General features: G+C 68.1%; 12 protein-coding genes and 4 pseudogenes. 6 read left to right on the forward strand and 10 right to left on the reverse strand.

Going from position 1 to position 18,053, the window contains the following annotated elements:
* Positions 1–415 (reverse strand): annotated as a pseudogene (locus ACFYWI_RS22875) (transposase); the annotation flags it as partial.
* A gap of 162 nt (positions 416–577) precedes the next feature.
* Positions 578–793: a hypothetical protein gene (locus tag ACFYWI_RS22880; RefSeq protein ID WP_389235587.1), complete on the reverse strand. Its 216-nt coding sequence runs from the start codon at positions 791–793 to the stop codon at positions 578–580.
* 735 nt (positions 794–1,528) lie between these two features.
* On the opposite strand from ACFYWI_RS22880, the gene ACFYWI_RS22885 reads away from it, so the two are divergent.
* Positions 1,529–3,625 (forward strand): alkaline phosphatase D family protein, encoded by a 2,097-nt coding sequence (locus tag ACFYWI_RS22885; protein ID WP_389235590.1) that lies wholly within the window; start codon positions 1,529–1,531, stop codon positions 3,623–3,625.
* A 225-nt stretch (positions 3,626–3,850) separates the two neighbouring features.
* Here ACFYWI_RS22885 and ACFYWI_RS22890 read toward each other — a convergent pair.
* From ACFYWI_RS22890 to ACFYWI_RS22910, 5 genes and pseudogenes are all read right to left on the reverse strand, one after another.
* A pseudogene (locus ACFYWI_RS22890) lies at positions 3,851–4,147 on the reverse strand (glycosyltransferase); the annotation flags it as partial.
* Between the two features lie 8 nt (positions 4,148–4,155).
* The gene (gene helR / locus ACFYWI_RS22895; protein ID WP_389235593.1) at positions 4,156–6,303 is read right to left on the reverse strand and encodes an RNA polymerase recycling motor ATPase HelR; all 2,148 of its coding nucleotides are present in this window, start codon (positions 6,301–6,303) and stop codon (positions 4,156–4,158) included.
* A 187-nt stretch (positions 6,304–6,490) separates the two neighbouring features.
* Positions 6,491–7,726, reverse strand: coding sequence for a glycosyltransferase (locus tag ACFYWI_RS22900; RefSeq protein ID WP_389235596.1), 1,236 nt, complete (start codon positions 7,724–7,726; stop codon positions 6,491–6,493).
* Positions 7,727–8,160: 434 nt separating this feature from the next.
* Positions 8,161–8,907 carry an SDR family oxidoreductase gene (locus ACFYWI_RS22905; protein WP_389235599.1) on the reverse strand — a complete coding sequence of 249 codons (747 nt, stop codon included), beginning with the start codon at positions 8,905–8,907 and terminating at the stop codon, positions 8,161–8,163.
* A 117-nt stretch (positions 8,908–9,024) separates the two neighbouring features.
* Complete coding sequence (locus ACFYWI_RS22910) at positions 9,025–9,924, reverse strand: RNA polymerase sigma-70 factor (RefSeq protein ID WP_389235602.1); 900 nt, start codon at positions 9,922–9,924, stop codon at positions 9,025–9,027.
* 929 nt (positions 9,925–10,853) lie between these two features.
* Here ACFYWI_RS22910 and ACFYWI_RS22915 point away from each other — a divergent pair.
* The 3 genes and pseudogenes from ACFYWI_RS22915 to ACFYWI_RS22925 all read left to right on the forward strand — a co-directional run.
* A complete protein-coding gene (locus ACFYWI_RS22915; protein ID WP_389235605.1) occupies positions 10,854–11,330 on the forward strand; it encodes a tyrosinase family oxidase copper chaperone in 477 nt (158 codons plus the stop codon).
* 37 nt (positions 11,331–11,367) lie between these two features.
* Entirely contained in the window at positions 11,368–12,186 is an 819-nt protein-coding gene (locus ACFYWI_RS22920) for a tyrosinase family protein (RefSeq protein ID WP_389235608.1), read from the forward strand.
* A gap of 8 nt (positions 12,187–12,194) precedes the next feature.
* Positions 12,195–12,269, forward strand: a pseudogene (locus ACFYWI_RS22925) (site-specific integrase); the annotation flags it as partial.
* A 20-nt stretch (positions 12,270–12,289) separates the two neighbouring features.
* Here ACFYWI_RS22925 and ACFYWI_RS22930 read toward each other — a convergent pair.
* The gene (locus ACFYWI_RS22930) at positions 12,290–13,492 is read right to left on the reverse strand and encodes an erythromycin esterase family protein (protein WP_389235612.1); all 1,203 of its coding nucleotides are present in this window, start codon (positions 13,490–13,492) and stop codon (positions 12,290–12,292) included.
* A gap of 58 nt (positions 13,493–13,550) precedes the next feature.
* Here ACFYWI_RS22930 and ACFYWI_RS22935 point away from each other — a divergent pair, with 58 nt between their 5' ends.
* Complete coding sequence (locus tag ACFYWI_RS22935) at positions 13,551–14,285, forward strand: TioE family transcriptional regulator (protein WP_389235615.1); 735 nt, start codon at positions 13,551–13,553, stop codon at positions 14,283–14,285.
* A gap of 12 nt (positions 14,286–14,297) precedes the next feature.
* On the opposite strand, the pseudogene ACFYWI_RS22940 reads toward ACFYWI_RS22935, so the two are convergent.
* Positions 14,298–14,704 (reverse strand): annotated as a pseudogene (locus ACFYWI_RS22940) (Tn3 family transposase); the annotation flags it as partial.
* Positions 14,705–14,813: 109 nt separating this feature from the next.
* Between ACFYWI_RS22940 and ACFYWI_RS22945 the strand changes: the two are divergent.
* Positions 14,814–15,260 carry a PaaI family thioesterase gene (locus ACFYWI_RS22945; RefSeq protein ID WP_389235618.1) on the forward strand — a complete coding sequence of 149 codons (447 nt, stop codon included), beginning with the start codon at positions 14,814–14,816 and terminating at the stop codon, positions 15,258–15,260.
* 200 nt (positions 15,261–15,460) lie between these two features.
* Here ACFYWI_RS22945 and ACFYWI_RS22950 read toward each other — a convergent pair whose 3' ends face one another.
* Positions 15,461–18,013, reverse strand: coding sequence for an ATP-dependent Clp protease ATP-binding subunit (locus ACFYWI_RS22950; protein ID WP_389235621.1), 2,553 nt, complete (start codon positions 18,011–18,013; stop codon positions 15,461–15,463).
* Positions 18,014–18,053 lie beyond the last annotated feature (40 nt).

Raw genomic sequence — 18,053 nt, forward strand, 5'->3', positions numbered from 1 at the left:
ATAGCACGAGCGGCAACGCGGCCTGACAGACACGGGGTCATATCTCAGACTCCCACCAACACCCTTCTGCCGAGCACTTATTGAAATACGGGCCCCGGCCGTGCCGGAGTACTGCCGCTGGACCCCGGCCGAGCGGCCGCCCTTCTTCAAAAAGCCGGTGTCGTCCACGATCAGCACACCACCGGGGTCACCGAGGCGTTCGACGACGTAGTCCCGCACGTCACGGAGGACCGCGTCGGCACCCAGTCGATGCGGTTCAGCCGCCGGTGGATCCGGTCCGGCCCCGCGTGACCCACCCTCTTCGGCAAGGTCCACCGTTCTTCCGCTCCAAGGGAGCGATCAGGCCCCGCATGTATGCCGGAGCCGACTCACACGGCTCCGTCCTCGCGAATCGGTGCACGAACCGCTCATGCAGCTCAGCCGAACCGGCTCGTTAGCCGCACGAACTGCTGGAGCAGTTCCCGCAGCTGGAGCAGCTCTTGACCTTGACGTCGTCGATGACAGGGCCGTAGGGCGTTGGCCCGGATGTACTGGCGAACGTCAGCTTCGTGGAAGTCCGGTTGGCCACGAACGTGAACTACCGGGTTACGTAGCCCATGTTCGTGAATGCCTTGCCAGCGGTGTTGAAGGTGAAGTCCTGGAAGTTCTGCCCGTCGATGCGGACTTCGCCCGTTTTCACGTTCGGCAGGCCCCCAGGGTTGCTGGCGAGCGAATACGTCCCGGTGTACTTCGCCCCGGGCTCCGTCGTGAACGTCTGGGACAACGTGCCTGCGGTGACGCTGTTGAGGTCCACGGACGGTTGCCTTCCGCAGCCTGCCAGTAGCCGTCGTCCTCAAGGTCGACGCTCCCGCTTTCGACCTGCCACAGACCCATCGTCTGACCTGCGAAGTAGGTCGTAAACGAGTTCGGCGGCGCGGTGGGGGTTTCGAAGCTGCCGTTGGTGAAGGCGGTGGTGGCGGCCTGGGCTGCCACCGTGCGGGCCGAGTGGGCGCTGTGAGCAGGGGATGCCACTCCCATAACCGTCCATGAATGCGGCTGGAAGACACACAGACATCAGGGTGAGTACCGACCAGCCATCGAGCAGGCATCTGTTACGCGGCAACTGCGGGAGCGTGCACGGTGATACCGGTCTCCGCCATCGACACGACCACCGACCCGGCGAGCCTGTGCGGTCACAGCACTAGTTCATACGAGGGCCACGGCGCCTGTCACCGGCCCGTCACCCCCGGGGTCGTGCACATCAAGGGCCGAGCCCCGTGGGCCGGGGTAAGCCGAGTTCCAAGAATGCACATCCCGTCGGACGCGAACGGAGATGCCGGCTGTCTCGCCGCCACCGGCCCATCATGACCGCGGAACCCGACGTTCCCCCAGTTGCAGCACATCCTCGAAGGACCGACGATGGAATTAGTTTTCGACTTATAGCGGGGCTATTTACGGTCCACGCCTGTGGGTGTGCACTTCGAGTCTCCTGGGTGCATTTAAAATCGCCGACCGTGACTCCGCGCCACCTTCCGTGAAGGAGACCGAGATGGCTGTGCTGTCCCTGACCATTTTCAGAGATGGTAGTTTTCCGATTAGCGGAGCGCAGCTCGATGCAAATCTTGTATGGATGGCAAGGTCGACCGCGTCACCCCCCGTGGACGATCTTGAGGGCCCTAGACCAAGCGGACCCACAGTAATGTTGCGTCCTGCGGGGCCGGTGGCAGAGATCATTGAAAAGTCTTGCGGGATTCAGTCTGGAACAACGACAGCAGAAGGAAGAATACGCTTCGTTTGGGATCCCCAAGTGGTGGAGCAACACATCAACGATCTCGTGGCCAGCGCCGGCCCGCGAGGCGCAAAGCTCAGCGGAGAGTTCAGGGTGACGCTTCATGTCGACGGTGTGAAGCGTGAGGTTGTGTTCAAGAGGCGAATTCAGCGTTCGGACGAGGGCATCGATCAGAAGATAAGTCTAGTCTTCGCCTACAGTTGTGTTGGGCACACAACGACAAGCGAGTCAACGATCTGGTTCGCTCTGGTAGATCCTGGCCAGGAACAGGAGAGCTATTCTGTCCGTGTGAGTAAATTCGTGGGAACACCCGTAGGGGGTGGCTTTAGCGTTTGGCTGCCCAATCCGGTGTCCACAGTGCGGGCAACGATGAATGGCAGGACAGGGACGGCACGTATTGCCGGGTTGGACGCAGGATCTTCATATCGATACGAGGTTGTGAAGGCGGGACCTCATTCGCCCACCGATGACAGGATCATCGCCAGTGGGTCATTCGGAACCATGAAACGGAATCCGGGACAGATTCGAGTCGCGTTCGGATCCTGCAAAGATTTGGTGAACACGCCCTCCAAGTCCGAGGTGCTGAGGTCGCTGGCCAACCAGCCGCGCGACATGCTGTTCCTCATCGGTGATCAGCTGTATGGCGACTCGACCAAGCGAGCGCTCGATGGGGGCTCTGGATTTCTCGGCGCAGTCGGCGGGATTCGTCCCGGAGGATCTGTCAGAGTCTCCCAGTACTACGAGAATGCATATCTTTACTCGTGGCGCGATCCGTCGTGGCGGGAGTGCCTCACGCGAGGTCCGGTATACATGATGCTGGACGACCACGATATATCGGATGACTGGGGGACCACCTTCACGGAGGCGACAGATGCGGCTCTGGTCGGAGGTGGTCTTGATGCATATCGGAAATGGCAACACTCGCATAATCCGCCAACTCCACCAAATGACTACCACTTCCACTTCTCGGTCGGAGCGGCAACGTTCTTCTTTCTCGATCTGCGCACACATCGCCGCATTCGTGAGGATCCGGACCACCCGTTGCTCGGAAGCAGGCAGGCGACTGCCCTGGCAGCATGGGCGGCAAACGATGCGGCAAACGCCGATGTTGCCGTACTGGTGTCACCAGTTCCGCTGGCACTGATGCCTGCCGATTTGATTCAGGGCGTTCTGGACAGGATTCAATCGGGACGACAAGCACTTGAGGGCCTTCCCTTTGTGGGGGATGGCGTCGAGCTTGCATTCGATATCATCGAATCTGGGTTTGAGTACGTCTCCGGAAAGGAACTTTATAACGGGCGTGTGGTCGAGCCGGACGTCGCGGATCAATGGGTCGTTGAACCCGCTATGACTGACCTTAAATTCGTGCTTGACACGCTGTTCGATCTCGCAAATGATGTTGCCGGCGGTGGGCGACGGCGTAGGGCAGTCATTGTCCTGGCGGGCGATTCACATGTCGGTGCGATCCACGAGATCACCTCAAACGACCCGCGACACTCGGCGCAACCGTCGATCGTCCAGTTGACTTCCTCGCCGCTCACTGCGAATCCAGCAGGTGAATTTGCGGGCAAGTTGGGCGAGCTCGGCCTTCAAGTGGATGCACTGCTTAACAATGGCCTGGGCATGCCATCGCCATATTTTGCGCGGTTCTTGTCCATGCCGCGATTTCTGGTTGCGAATAATTTTGGAATGCTGAGCATAACCAGGACTGACCCCACACTTCGAGCGTATCGAATAGAGGGCTCGATCCGTTCCGGCAGTGGCAGCCTCATCTTCGACCGCCAATACAATCTCAGTGCCCGCCTATCGAATCAGCCCGGTACAAGACTTAGGCGTCGTGGGTGGCTGCGAGGCTGAGGAAGCACGGGTCTTGGTGGTCTGCGTCGTCGGGCTGCATCGTGCTGCACGGCTCACGTCACCCCTCCCCTTTGGGGGGTTGGGGGTCGTAGACGGTCCCGCCGCGGGGGCCGCACGTGGTGGCGGTCTCCAGTCCGCGGTGCAGGCACGCGCCGCTCGCCGCATGCCGCGTGTTCTGGCGAGGTGCTCGAAAGCCCAACTGCGCCCGTTCAACGAGCAGAGCCGGGCGGTCGTCGTCGTGCCCACGTCGCCGTGGTGCACGACGGCGGCCACCTGGCGGAAGAGTGCCTGTTGGTTGACCTCGTCGACGGCGAAGCAGTCGTCCTGGTCGTCGATCAGGGCCAGGTCGGCCCAGCCGCGCCCGACGAGTGCGCGGCGGCCCTGCGCGCGGATCGCCTCGACGGCCACCTCGGCGACGTCCTTCGAGGCGCGCATGGGCATGCTGCCGAAGCCCACGTACACCGGTGGTGTGCCGGCGTCCAGGAACGCCACCAACTCGGCCGGGAGCGGGCGCTCGTCCGGCCGGGACGTCAGGAGCTCGTGAGGATGACGAGTTGCCGGGTCGCTCGGGTCATCGCGACATAGCGGTCGACCGCTCCTTCGATGCCCTTGCCGAACTCTTCCGGGTCGATGAGGACGACCAGGTCGAACTCGAGCCCCTTCGACAGCTCCGGGGTCAGCGACCGGACGCGGGACGTCGTCCGGAATGTGGCATCACCGATGACACAGGCGATCCCGTCGGCATGTGCGGCGAGCCAGGTGTCGAGGATCGAGCTCAGATCCGAAGCAGATCCGTGGACGACGGGGACGTCGCTGCTGCGGATGGAGGTCGGCACGTTGGCGTCCGGGAGCACGGCCCGGATGACCGGCTCGGCTTCCGCCATGATTGCCTCCGGCGTCCGGTAGTTGATGCTCAGCGAGGCCAGGTTGATCCGGTCGAGCCCGATCCGCTCGAGCCGTTCCTGCCACGACTCCGTGAACCCGTGCCTGGCCTGGGCACGATCCCCGACGACGGTGAAGCTCCGGGACGGGCACCGGAGCAGCAACATCTGCCACTCCGCGTCGGTCAGTTCCTGAGCCTCGTCCACCACGATGTGCGCGAACGGGCCGGCGAGCAGGTCCGGTTCGGTCCCGGGCGACGCGGCCTCGTCGACCAGGGTGTCCTGCATGTCCTGCCCGCGCAGCATCGTCACCGCACCTTCGCCGTCGTCATCGGCCTCAAGCAGGACGTCGACCACCTTGGCCATGCGCTCGCGTTCGGCGGCGGCAGAGGCGATGTGCCGACGCTTGCGCCGCGACGCCTCCGGGTCGCCGAGCCGCTGCCGTGCTGCGTCCAGGAGCGGCAGGTCGGACACCGTCCAGGCCTGGGCGTCCCCGCGCTGCAGCTGCTGAACGTCATCAGGGCTGAGCCAGGGAGCGCACATCCGCAGGTAGGCGGGTACCGACCACAGGTCTCCGACGAGGTCAGCCGCTTCGAGCAGCGGCCACGCGCGGCTGAAGGCCGTGAGCAGCTCCCTGTTCTGCAGCAGCGACCTCCGGAGCAGGTCGGGCGAGACGTCGCCGTCGTGCTTGTCCACCAGGATCGTGAGCAGCTCCTCCCAGACCTGGTCGCGCGCCTCGTTGTGCGGAGTACCGGGTTCTGCCGCTTCGAACGCCACGGCCCAATCGTCGGCGCTCAGCCAGATGTCGGACCAGTGGGTCGTGACCGTCATCCCCTTGGTGGGCGGCTCCTCGTAGAACCTGACGGCCGTCTCGATCGCCTTCACCAGGTTCGCGGACGCCTTCAGCAGGGCCACGTCCGGGTCGGCCTCGACCGCTGCCGCGGCTCCCTCGGCGACGAGGTCCCGCAGGGTGCAGGTCTGCACGCCCTCCTCTCCGAGGCTGGGGAGGACGTCGGCGACGTAGGCCAGGTAGGGCCGGTGCGGACCGACGAACAGCACATCGCCCCGACGGTGACCGAGGCGAGGGTCGGAATAGAGGAGGTAGGCGGAGCGGTGCAGAGCGACGACGGTCTTCCCCGTACCCGGACCGCCGTCGACGACGAGAGCGCCGCGGGATCCCGCGCGGATGATGGCGTCCTGGTCGGCCTGGATGGTGCCGAGCACGTCTCGCATCCGTGCCGACCTGTTGCTGCCCAGGCTGGCGATGAAGGCGGACTGGTCGTCGAGCGCGGCGTGCCCGACAAACCCGTCCGAGGTGAACACCTCGTCCCAGTAGTCGCTGATCCGGCCGCGGGTCCAGCGATACCTGCGGCGGCTTGCCAGACCCATCGGGTTGGCGTGGGTGGCTCCGAAGAACGGCTCAGCCGCGGGGGAGCGCCAGTCGAGCAGCAGCCGACGACCCGCGCTGTCCGTAAGACCGAGTCGTCCGACGTACACCGGCTCGGGGTTGTCCGCGCTGACCATGTGTCCGAGGCACAGGTCCAGACCGAAGCGGCGCAGTGCGCGCAGGCGAGCGGTCAGCCGGTGGATCTCCACGTCCCGGTCCATCGCCTGCCGGCCCACGCCGCCGGGCGCCCTGCGCGCGGCATCGAGGCGGTCGGACAGTTCGGCGATCGCCTGCTCAAGGCTCTCCGCGATGGCCGCGAAGTGCTGCTCGTCGCCGGCGATCAGCGTCGGGTCGGCCTTGGGGGAGAGGTGGTCGGGAAGGTCAAACACGCTGGTGGTCAGCGGGTTCACGTCATCGGCTCCGATCTGAGGTCGCTCGCGACCATTGCGTGCAGTAAGGCGTTTGGACTGGCGTGACGAACCTGGTGGCCATGAGGAGCAACGCGCCGCCTGACGTGGACCCGTGTCCGTTGTCGGTTCAGGTCGCCAGGGTTTGCAGGTTCTCGTGTTCTGGGCCGGCTCGGCGATCCCGTGTGGTTCACGCGGACATGGGCGGCGCTTCTCGGCTGATCGCGTCGAGCAGCAGTTTCGCGGCCACGGTCGCCCCGTCGGTGCGGATCGTGCCGGCCACGGCCTTCGCTCGTGCGCGGGTCTCGGGGGTCAGGGCCACCTCGAGTCCGGCCGACAGGGACTCGAAGGTCGGAGTCGGACCGTCGTGTGCCGCGCCGATACCCAGCTCGGCCACCCGGCCGGCCCAGTACGGCTGGTCCACAATCTGGGGTACCACCATCTGAGGAGCGCCGGCCCGGGCGGCCGTCGTCGTCGTGCCCGCGCCGCCGTGGTGCACGACGGCGGCCACCCGGCCGAACAGTGCCTGATGGTTGACCTCGTCGACGGCGAAGCAGTCGTCCTGGTCGTCGATCAGGGCCAGGTCGGCCCAGCCGCGCCCGACGAGTGCGCGGCGGCCCTGCGCGCGGATCGCCTCGACGGCCACCTCGGCGACGTCCTTCGAGGCGCGCATGGGCATGCTGCCGAAGCCCACGTACACCGGTGGTGTGCCGGCGTCCAGGAACGCCACCAACTCGGCCGGGAGCGGGCGCTCGTCCGGCAGGATCCACGCGCCGGTCTGCACCACGTCGAGATTCGTCAGCTCCTGCCACGGGCCCAGGGTCGGGTCAGCCGCCAGCCACGGCCGGTCGGTGAAGACGTGGTCGCGGACGTTGTCCACCGGCGGCAGGCCGATCGACGCCCGGTGTGTGTTGAGCGCCTCGCCGTACAGCGCGTTCACGCTCTGGACGTCCAGGTCCCACAGCACCCGGTTGTCGGTCACCTCCGGTGGGAACGGCCGGCCCGGCCGCGGCGACGGCGGGTAGTGCGGCGACGGCAGTTCGAACGGATGGAAGCACGCGTACACGTAGCGGATGCCCAGTTTCTCGGCCACCGACCGTGCGCCGGCCGGCATCAAGCCGGTCGCCACCAGTGCGTCACATCCCTCGGCCGCCGCGGCGACCGTGTCGAACCGCGCGGCGACCAACTCGGCCGCGAGCCGGGGCACGTCCGCCGCCGACGGCGGGGTCGCCGCGGTCACCAGCGCGCGCACCGACCGGCCGAACGGCACCAGCGGCACGCCGACACCGGCCAGCAGCCGCGTGAACTCCTCGTCCGGCGGCGCGCACACCCGCACCTCCGCGCCGAGTGCCCGCAACTGCACCGCGAGTCCCACCACCGGTTCGACGTCCCCGCGCGACCCGTAGGTCGTCAACAACACACGCATTTCGCGACTTCCATTTCCGCAGATTCTGGCCTCGGCCGGTGATTCTGCGGTACGACCCGGGTCTTGCCGCAAGCCCCCCGGTGCGCTATACGTTGAGAGTGGAAAGGAGTGGGTACTCTCCTTTCGCTTCATCGTCCGCTGTGGACGGACAACCTCCTCGCGAAGACGCTACCGCCGCGTACGGCGGTAGCGTCGGCCCAGCATCATGGGGATCGTTCCTGACCGCCCCGTAACCACTCGGGGTACGGGCCGAACCTGCCTATTGGCAGGAACGGCTCGATCAACACGCACTCTTCGTCCGTGCGTTCCGCACGCTCCACGCCGGCGTTCCACCAGACCGTAGCGCCCGAAGCCGGATCTCACATTGGGGGGCTCCCCAGCTCGTGGGGACACGCTCCCACCCACGCCGCCCGGTACGCCCCCCACCCAGGCGCTCAGCCTTGTGCAGGAAAACGCCCCGCCAGGAAATGCTCGAACGTGGCCTTGCCCACGGTCCGTTCCGGCGCCAGATGCCCGCCCGCCCGGAACCCGTGGTAGGCCCTGCCGGCCAGGCGCACGTTCAGCACGGAACGGCGCCGTCCGCTCGCGCGCAGGTAGGCCCGGGCCAGCTCCGGAAACGTACGGACCTCGGGGCCGCCCATGTCCGGCACCCGCCCCGAGGGCGCCCCGGTTGCGAGCTCGGTCAGCCGGGCGGCGACCTCCGCCACCTCGATCGGCTGGTCGGCGACCCCCGCCGGGAGCAGCATGACCGGCAGCTTCGCCGAGCCCTGCAGGAGCTGCAGCACCAGGTCGTGGAACTGTGTCGTGCGCAGCACGGTCCAGCCGAGCCCCGACTCCTCGATCAGCCTCTCGACGGCGAGTTTGGTCCGGTAGTAGCCGAGCGGCACCTGGTCGACACCGACGATCGAGATGTACGCCAGATGCCGCACCCCGGCCTGGCGGGCCGCCTCGATCAGATGGCGTGCCGCCTGCTCGTCGCCGCCGCGCGGCGCGGTCGCGCAGTGCACGACCGTGTCCACGCCCGCGAGGGCCGCGGCCAGCCCCGTACCCTCGCGCAGGTCCACGGCGTACGGCCGCGAGTGCCGACTCAGCACGCGTACCTCGGCTCCGTCCGCGCGCAGTCGCTCGGTGACGAGCCGGCCGAGCGTTCCGGTGCCGCCGGTCACCAGGATCGTGGTCATCGCAGTTGTCGTCCCTTCGGTGGGCGTGCGCTCCCTGGTGGAGCGCCCGTCATCCTCTGAGAACCGACGAGCACCCATAGATGTGACAGCCTCCTCGTGACCGCACTCACCCCTCGGTCACGCTCCGGGGGCCATTGCGGCGAACTGTCGGCCCGCGAACACGAGTTTGTCCGGGTTCACGACGACCCGCACCTGGGCGATGACACCGTCGCGCAGTTCGAAGGAGGCAACACCGATGAGCTGCTCCGCCGAGTACGCCACCAGCGCCGGAGCACCGTTGACCTCGGCGACCGTGAGGTCCCAGCCGCCCGCGAACCGCTGCACGCCGCCCACCAGGAAGCGCACAACCGTGTCCCGGCCGACGAGGGGACGCCGGGCCGCGGTGACCTTGCCGCCGCCGTCGCTCCACCAGGTGACGTCCTCGGCGAGCAACTTCTCCAGTCCTGCCAGATCGCCCTCGCGTGCTGCCATGACGAAGGACTCGACGAGTTCGTGCTGCCGCTCGGCTGCCGGTGTGAAGCGGGCCTCGGGCGTCGCCACCCGCTGGACCGCCCTGCGGTACAACTGGCGGCAGTTGGCCTGGCTCAGGTTGAGCACCCCGGCGATGTCACGATGGCCGTAGTCGAACGCCTCGCGCAGAACGTAGACCGCACGCTCCGTCGGCGTGAGCCGCTCCAGCAGCACCAGCAGCGCCGTCGACACGGCGTCGCGCTGCTCGGCGGACTCCATGGGGCCGAGCGAACCGTCCTGCGTGAACACCGGTTCCGGCAGCCACGGCCCCACGTACTCCTCGCGCTGTACCCGGGCCGAGGTGAGCCGGTTGAGGCAGAGATTGGTGACGACCCTGGCGAGCCATGCCCCCGGGTGCTCTATCGCCGCACGGTCGGCGCCGCTCCAGCGCAGATACGCGTCCTGCACCGCGTCCTCCGCCTCCTCGCCGGAACCGAGCAACCGGTAGGCCAGGCCGAACATCCTGGGGCGGTGGGCAGTGAACTCCTCGGCGGTCCCTGATGTCACGCACCCAGCCTGCCAGAAGCACGAAAGCATCCGGCATTTGCCCCGGGTAGGAGGTCGACCCACGTGTGGCATCCTGCGGACTTGCGGCTCCACAGCCTGCGCCGGGGGCCGTCATCGTGCTCGTCCTCAGGCTGAGGGGCTTCGTCGCCCGGCCCACGTCACGGTCCGCCGCACGCGACAGCCGAAGCCTCGGTAGTGATTACTGCTGCCTGAGACCACCTTCTGCTTGGTCCAGCTCGTGCCGCTGACCTGATGCGTGGCACCAGAGTCGGAGTCCATGCCGGTTCAGCGTGGCTTCTTCGGTGAGTTCCGTCCCGCAATGCGCTGTTGAGGGACATTGACGCTCGGCCGACCGCGAGCCCGGACTCGGGTTCTGCGTTGTGGTCGGCGCGGCGGGAAGAGCACGCCGGTCTGCTTCCGAAGCCCGGTGCGGCTTCCCGGGCCGTAGTCATCGCGTACGCGATGAAGGGCGGCAGCGATCTCTACTGCTGAGCCGACGAGCAGCCATCACGTCCCAAGCCCATGCCTGGCGCCCGTCGATGTCAGGTCGGCGATGACGGCCGAAACTACGGCGCCTACCCCGCGGAGCGGGCACTGCCCGTACATTCTCGTCGAGTTGCCGGCGTGCGAACGGCGGACGTCGGGCAGCGACAGCTGAAGGATTTACGGATGCAAGCGTCATGGTGGCCCAAGTTTCCGGCTCCCCCGGGACCGTCGGGGGGCGACGGGAGAAGATCTCCGCCGTTGAACAGTGCACTTTCCACGGGGCATTGTCTCGTTCATGACCACGTGACCGCAGGGCCCCTGTCTCGACGCGTTCACCACTGCCACCATGCGGCGGCACGGGACGGTCGCGTCCCGCCTCACGGAGAAACGACCCCGCCGCGAGTCTTCCGAGCCCCGCGGTGGACCGACGAGAGGAGCAGACCGTGCAACGTCTCACCCGCCGCGACATGGTGCGAGCGACCACACTGGCTCTGGCCGGCGCCGCGCTCGCCGGCCCGACTGCCGTCGCCGCGGCGACCGCGTCGCAGCCCCGGGGCTCCCGGACGGCCGGAACCGGTACGACGCGCATTGTCGCCACGCGAGCGGCACAGGTGCCGGAGCCTTTCGACGAGGTGTACCTCGACCGCCACATCGAGGGGTGGCCCGTGGCCGAGGACCACGACGGTCATGACGGCCACAGCGCTCACGGCGGCCACACGATCCGCCCCGCGGACGAGGGCCACAGCGCCGTGGAGTTCGTCGTCCGCGTGGACGACGACGATCTGCACGTGATGCAGAACTCGGACGGCACCTGGATCAGCGTCATCAACCACTACGAGACGCACCACACGCCGCGTGACGCCGCCCGTGCCGCCGTACGGGAGCTGCGTGGCGCATCTCTCGTACCGGTCACCGTCTGACATCGCCTCGAGACCCCCACCGCAAAGGATCGTCGCCATGGCAGACCGCAAGAACCAAGCAGAACTGACCGCCACCGAGAAGCGTGATTTCGTCGATGCGATCCTCGAACTCAAGCGCCAGGGCCGCTACGACGAGTTCATCACGACCCACAACGCCTTCATCATGAGTGACACCGACAACGGCGAGAGGACGGGACACCGCTCGCCGTCCTTCCTCCCTTGGCACCGCCGTTTCCTGTTGCAGTTCGAACAGGCGCTGCAGAGCGTCAACCCCTCCGTCACCCTTCCCTACTGGGACTGGACGGTCGACCGTACGCCCCGCAGTTCCCTGTGGGCGGACAACTTCCTCGGTGGCGACGGCCGCAGCGGGGACGGCCGGGTCACCTCCGGCCCCTTCGCTTTCGGAAGCGGCAACTGGCCCATGAACATACGGGTCGACGGAAGGACCTTTCTGCGGCGGTCACTGGGTGTCGGAGTCCGAGAACTGCCCACCCGGGCCGAAGTGGACTCCGTAGTGGCCATGCCAACGTATGACTCGTCCCCCTGGAACAGCGGCTCCAGCGGCTTCCGCAACAACGTCGAGGGCTGGCGAGGCCCGAACCTCCACAACCGGGTCCACGTATGGGTCGGGGGCCAGATGACCACAGGAGCCTCGCCGAACGATCCGGTCTTCTGGCTCCATCACTGCTTCATCGACAAGCTGTGGGCCGACTGGCAGGGTCGGCATCCGTCCTCCGGATACGTGCCGACCACCGCTCCGCGGAATGTCATCGGCCTGCGCGACACCATGAAGCCGTGGAACGACGTCACGCCGGAGGACATGCTCGACCATACGCGGTACTACACCTACCGCTGACCCCCGGCCGCCGGGAAGTCCACCTGCGGGAGAAGACGCTGTGGCGGATGGTGTACCAGACCAACGCCCGGGCAGAGGAGATCCCGACTGCTGATGGTTGGCACTAGCTCTGCGGGACGTTCTTGACGAACACGATGCCGTCGCTGTCCGCCAGGTGGGCCGGGTCAAGCGGGGAGTAGCCGAACCAGGGGGATATGCGGGGCGCGGGCCGCGTGTCGCCGAGGGCGGCGGCCAGCCGCGGGGCGTCGATGACGCAGCGGTCCTCCGGGAGCGCGTACAGGAGTCCTTCGACGGTGTCCGGCGGCGGCGTGTCCACTCCCTGGTGCCGGATCGTGCCGAGTGCCGTGGCCACGAAGGCGTAACCCTCGCCGAGCTGGGCGCTCACCAGCGCTCCGGCGCTCCACCACTCCAGCGGCATCCCGCCCATCCGCATCGTGCTCTTCTCCCGCTGGAGATGGGAGTTGTGGGCGTGGATGAGTGCCGGGCCCCGTTCGGCGACGGCGAGGAGGTTGTGGGCCATCATCTGGTCCCGCAAGCTCACCAGCCGCGTCATGCGGGCCGGTGACGTGTCGGCCATCCAGAAGTGGTAGCGCAGCAGGCCGGTGGCGGTGCGCCCGTACAGGCGCGCCCGGTCCCAGTCGTCCCGCGAGGTCGCCGTGATCGGGTGCGGCGTCTGCGCGTCGAGCAACGCCACCAGATCATCGGCGAGCAGCCGCAGCCGACTGGCCTCGGCCGACTGCCCCACGGACCGGGCCGGGTCCATCATCGCGGCGGCATTGGTCCACCGGTCGTCGGCGCCGAGCAGGCGGTCGAGCGTTTCCCCGGTGCAGGGGAGCAGGTCCGCGTCCACCCGGGCCGCGAGGTAGCCGTGGAGTGCCGTGAGGGCCTGCCGGGGGCTCGCGGCGCCGGTGATCTCCAGCGGGCCGTCGAAACCGGCGAAGCGGAGCCGCTCGGACGCGGGCCGGCCGTCGTTGTACGCCCGTATCCACCGCACGAGTTCGCGGTTGGCCGCGGAGGTGCCCCAGCCGTGGCTGAATCCGCGCTCCATGACCTCGTCGACGGTGCCCGTGCCCGAGGTGACGTAGTCGTCCACGACCAGGCCCATCATGCAGTCGCTCTCGATCGCGATCGTCCGGTAGCCCTCCTGCTCGACGAGCTGCCGGAAGAGCTCGTTGCGCAGGTCGAGCAGGGTGTCCTCGCCGTGGGTGGGCTCGCCCAGGGCGAGCAGCCGCGGCCGGGCCGGAAGCAGCTTCATGACGGCGGCGGCCTCGAGCGTATGGACGGTGTCGGTGATGTCAGTAGCCATGCCTTCAACGGTATCGTTGAACCTTCGATTGAAACTTGAGCGCGATATTGTCAGGCCCGTGGGACGAAACCTTCAAAACAGCGGGCGGCTCAGGCCGATCGACCTGGCGCGCGGGCACGGTCTGTCCACGCAGGCCATCAGGAACTACGAGGAGGCCGGCATCCTTCCGGCCGCCGGTCGCACACCCCACGGTTACCGCACCTACACCCCGCTGCACGCGCGGGCCCTGGGCGCGTTCCTCGCCCTGGTGCCCGGCCACAGCCACCAGACGGCGACGTCGATCATGCGGGCCGTGAACCAGGGCGCGGTCGATGAGGCGTTCCGCCTCATCGACGAGAGCCACGCCCAGCTACTCGACGACCGGCGGACACTCCAGGCCGTGGAGAGCGCCCTCCGCGACCTGGCGCCCAACACGGCGTCCGAACCCGACGCGGCGGTGTCCGGGCCCGGCGGCACGTTCATCGGGCCGCTGGCAGGTGAGCTCGGAATCCGGCCCGCGACGCTGCGCAAATGGGAGTGTGCCGGGCTGGTGCGCCCGCGCCGCGACCCGCTGACCGGGTACCGCATCTACGACGAGGCCGACGTACGGGACGCCCGGCTGGCCCACCAGCTCAGGCGGGGCGGCCACCTGCTGGAGCAGATCGCCCCGCTGATCGCCCAGGTGCGGGCGGCCGGCGGGCTGGAGCCGCTGGAGGCCGCACTGTGCGACTGGCACGGCCGGCTGTCCGCCCGCGGGCGGGCGATGCTGACCGGGGCCGCCGAGCTGGAGGCGCACCTCCGCGAGCGCGGATGAGACTTCGCGCGCGTCGACGCCGCCGATGACCGGGGTGTATCCCACGTTGCAGCCCTGGGCGACCAGCAGCGCGGCGATCGTGACGTGCAGGTCCCTCGGCCTGGCCTCGCTGCCGGTGACCGAGGAGCGTCCAAGCGCGGCAGCATGGCGTTCACCATCGCCCGTAGGTCCAGCAGCGACGCCGGTTCGGGACTCCGGCTCCAGGGCGGCGAAGTGCAGTCGGCCGTCGTCGTCCAGGAAGATCGCGCGTCGTCCGGCAGACGTCCGACCACCTCGCGGTAGGTGCCGTCCAGCAGCGCGGCCCGCGCCGCCACGTGCTCGTCGGCCGCCGCGTGCAGGCCGAGCCAGCCGGCACGGTGGGTTTGGCCTGGTTCCCGTGCCTCCCCGGCCGGCAGCTTCGCCCGTGGGTCGCCCCACTTGCGAGTAGCTCCGATGTGGTGAGCGGTGGGCCGCCTTCCGATCTTGTGGGGCAATGCAGGCCCGAGGGACCCCCCGAGGTTGTCAGTGGCGGCCTGTTCAATGTGGCTCATGGAGATGGATACGCAGAGGCGTGGGTTGTTCTGGGATGTGCAGGCGGGACGGGTCCCACCGCCTCCTGCAGCCGTGCTGCTCGGCTGGGAACTGGTGGAGGTGGATCTGGAGCTGGGGACAATCGAGGTGGCGTTCCAGGCGGGAGATCAGTTCGCGAACCCCGTCGGCGTGATCCAGGGCGGGTTCTTGGCCGCGATGCTCGATGACACCCTGGGTCCCGCGCTGGTCGCGACGTTGCCGGAGAACCAGTTCGCGCCGACTCTCGATCTCCATGTTCAGTTCCTCCGTCCCGCCCGCCCCGGAAGGCTTCTGGGGCGCGGACGGGTCGTGCAGCGCGGCAAGGACGTGTGCTTTCTCGCCGGTGAACTCATCGGGCCCGACGGCAGGCCAGTGGCTGTGGCGACCGCGACCGCAAGAATCCAGACCATTCGTCAATGGTCGTAAGCGATCAGCGACGCATGACGTGGGCGCCAGTGGTGTGGTTGTGCCAGTGACCGCAGCCATGGCGAGGATGCGCAGAGCGACCCGGACCGCAACGCCGTCGAAGGTCCGGCCACCGTGCTGCTCCAAGTCAAGCGCGAGGCGGCGCGCCTCGGAGCGGAAACCGAACAACGCCTGCGCGACCTCAGTGGCGGCCGGCCCATTCAGCTCACGGGTGCCGTGGTTTCTTCCTCCTTGCGGAAGGTCAGCTCGCCGTCGGCGACATCGATCCGGAGGCGGCTGTGGGGCTGCAGGTTGCCGTCGAGCAGCATGCGGGAGAGCCGGTTGTCGACCTCGCGCTGGATCGTGCGGCGCAACGGCCGGGCGCCGTATTCGGGCTGGTAGCCGCGTTGGGCGAGCCATTCGACAGCGGCCGGCGTGACCTCGACGGTGACGTCCTGAGCGCGGAGCCGACGCCTGGAGTCGTCCAGCAGCATGCTGGTGATCTGCCGTAGCTGCTGGTCGGCGAGCTGGCGGAATATCACGATCTCGTCGATGCGGTTGAGGAACTCGGGCCGGAAGTGTTCGCGCAGCGGGCGCAGCACCCGCTCACGGCGGGCCTGCTCGTCGGCGTCCGCGTCGCCGGCGCCGAAGCCCATCGCACCGCCGCGTCCGGTGATTGCCTGAGAACCGAGGTTGCTGGTCATGACGATGACGGTGTTCTTGAAATCGATCGTGCGGCCCTGGGAGTCGGTGAGCCGCCCGTCGTCGAGTACCTGCAGCAGGATGTTGAAGACGTCGGGGTGCGCCTTCTCGATCTCGTCCAGGAGCAGCAGCGAGTAGGGGTTCCTGCGCACCGCTTCGGTGAACTGTCCGGCCTCCTCGTGGCCGACGTAGCCGGGGGGAGCGCCGACCAGGCGGCTGACGGTGTGCCGTTCCTGGTACTCGCTCATGTCGAGGCGAACCATCCGGTCCTCGCTCCCGAAGAGCGCCTCCGCGAGCGCGCGGGCGAGTTCGGTCTTGCCGACGCCGGTGGGGCCGAGGAAGAGGAAGCTCCCGATCGGGCGGCCGGGGTCGGCAAGACCGGCACGCGAGCGCAGGACGGCGTCGGCGACGGCGGTCACCGCCTCGTCCTGGCCGATGACGCGCTTGTGCAGATGTTCCTCGAGGCTCAGCAGACGGTCCCGCTCCTCCTGGGTGAGGCTGCTGACGGGAATCCCGGTCTGGCGAGACACGATGCCGGCGATGTCTTCGACGGTGACCTCGGCGACATGGCTGCGCGGCTGCTGCGGGTGGCTCTCCTTGCCGATCCGCTGGCCGAGGTCGGCGAGGCGGTCGCGCAGCTCGGTCGCCCGCTCGTACTGTTCGGCGGCGACGGCCTGGTCCTTGTCCCGCGTGAGTTGCTCCACTTCGCGTTCCAGCGCACGGATGTCGGTGCCGCGGGTGGAGGAGCGCAGCCGCACCCGTGCGCCGGCCTGGTCCATGAGGTCGATCGCCTTGTCGGGCAGGTAGCGGTCGGTGAGGTAGCGGTCGGACAGCTCGACGGCGGCCAGCAGGGCCTCGTCGGTGTAGCGGACCTGGTGATGGGCTTCGTAGCGGTCGCGGAGGCCCCGCAGGATCTCGACGGCGTCCGCGGGGCCGGGCTCGGAGACCAGAACCGGCTGGAAGCGGCGGGCGAATGCGGCGTCCTTCTCGATGTACCGGCGGTACTCCTCGAGCGTGCTGGCCCCCACGACATGGAGTTCACCGCGGGCGAGGGCGGGCTTGAGCATATTGCTCGCGTCCATCGGGCCGCCCTCGGAGCCGCCGCCCGCCCCGACGACGGTATGCAGTTCGTCGATGAAGACGATCAGCTCGTCCGAGTGGGCGCGGATCTCCTCGATGAGGCCGGTGAGCCGTTCCTCGAAGTCCCCACGGAAGCGGGTACCGGCAACGACTCCCGAGAGGTCGAGCTGGATGACACGCCGACCGAGCAGGAGGTCCGGCACGTCGCCGTCCGCGATGCGCTGGGCCAGGCCCTCGACGATGGCGGTCTTGCCCACTCCGGCTTCGCCGATCATGACGGGATTGTTCTTGCCTCGGCGGGCGAGCACCTCGATGGTCTGCTCGATCTCCTCGTCACGGCCGATGACCGGGTCGATACGGCCCTCCCGGGCCAGGTCGGTGAGGTCACGGCCGAACTTGTCCAGGTTGGGGGTGTTCCGCTCGCGGGGGCCGGGGCCGGGATGCTGGCCGGCGCTGCCGGGCACGGGTGCGAGGCCTTCCCTGGAACCGGCGGGTGGGGAGAAGTGCGCGGCGTTGAGGATCTGCCCCGCTGCGGAGTCGCGGTTGGCGGCGAGTGCCACCAGCACGTGTTCCGGGCCGATATAGGAGGCGCCGGTGGAGCGCGCGAACTCATGGGCGTCGAGCAGAGCGCGTTTGACCGCCGGCGTGACGGCGATGAAGCTGCGTGGCGGCCCTTCCCCGGCCTGCCGGTCGATCTCGGCGGCGAGCGCGTCGGGATCGGCGCCCGCCCGCGCGACCATGCCACGGGTCGGCTCGGTGGAGAGCGCGGCCCGCAGGAGGTGCTCCGTGTCGAGGTCGGTGCTTCCGTGCTGGGCGGCATAGGACGCTGCGACGGTGACGAGCTGCCGCGCGGGGCCGCTCATCAGACGGCTGAAGTCGATGCGCCGCGGGTCGGGCGGCTCCCCGCCCTGGCCGCTGCCGAGAAAGTGCGAGAGGAAGTCTCCGAGGGGGTCCGGACCGTGGTCCTCGGGACCCTTCTGTCCGTCGGTCATGGGTATCCGTCCCCGTGGCCCGGCCGGACCGGGCCACGCT

The sequence above is a fragment of the Streptomyces sp. NPDC002889 genome (genome assembly GCF_042888425.1).
GTDB lineage: Bacteria > Actinomycetota > Actinomycetes > Streptomycetales > Streptomycetaceae > Streptomyces.